The 729-nt window shown below is 76.8% G+C and carries 2 protein-coding genes; one reads left to right on the forward strand and one right to left on the reverse strand.

Annotated elements, in window-relative coordinates; translation table 11 throughout:
• On the forward strand, positions 1-377 hold a 377-nt coding region (locus G7A99_RS22810; protein WP_205600018.1), incomplete at its 5' end, for a DbpA RNA binding domain-containing protein.
• Positions 378-389: 12 nt separating this feature from the next.
• On the opposite strand, the gene G7A99_RS22815 is transcribed toward G7A99_RS22810, so the two are convergent.
• On the reverse strand, positions 390-729 hold a 340-nt coding region (locus G7A99_RS22815; RefSeq protein WP_163144314.1), incomplete at its 5' end, for a VOC family protein.

The raw sequence follows: 729 nt of genomic DNA on the forward strand, positions 1-729 counted from the left end.
CCGAGCCGGAACCGGGCCCCCAGCGCGAGCGCGGCCCGCGCCGCGGCGCCCCGGACGCACGGGCGAAACCGCTGCGCGAGCACCCGGACGTGGCGATGACGCGCTACCGCGTGGCCGTCGGCCGGCGCAACGGCGTGCGCGCCGGCAACCTGGTGGGCGCCATCGCCAACGAGGGCGGCCTGGACAGCAGCTACATCGGCGCGATCGATATCCAGGGCGACTACACCACCGTCGACCTGCCGCAGGAACTCCCCGGCGAGACGCTGAACCGCCTGCGTGCCGCCCGCGTGTGCGGGCGGCGCCTGGAGCTGCGCCCGTTCGAGGCCGGCCCGGCGGGGGGCGGGCGCCGGGCGAAGCCGAAGCACCGCGGCCGCTGAGCGCCCGCCGGCTCAAGCACCCCGGGCCGGCGGCCCCACCCAGAAGAAGGGATTGCAGGCCACCTCCCAGAGGTGGCCGTCCGGGTCGGCGAAATAGCCGGCGTACCCGCCCCAGTCCGCCTCCCGCGCGGCCCGCAGCCAGGAGGCACCGGCCACGCGCGCCTGGGCGAGCATCGTGTCCACCGCCGCCCGGCTGGTGACGTTGTGCGCCAGCGTCACCCCGGAGAAGCCGCTGCCCGCGGGATCCACCCCGGCGTCGGCGGCCAGCGCCTCACGTCCATAGAGTCCGAGCCAGGTCCCGTCCAGGGTGAAGAAGGTCACCTCCGGCGGTGACTCCCGGCGCGGCAGCCCC

It is taken from the genome of Arhodomonas sp. KWT, assembly GCF_010993615.1.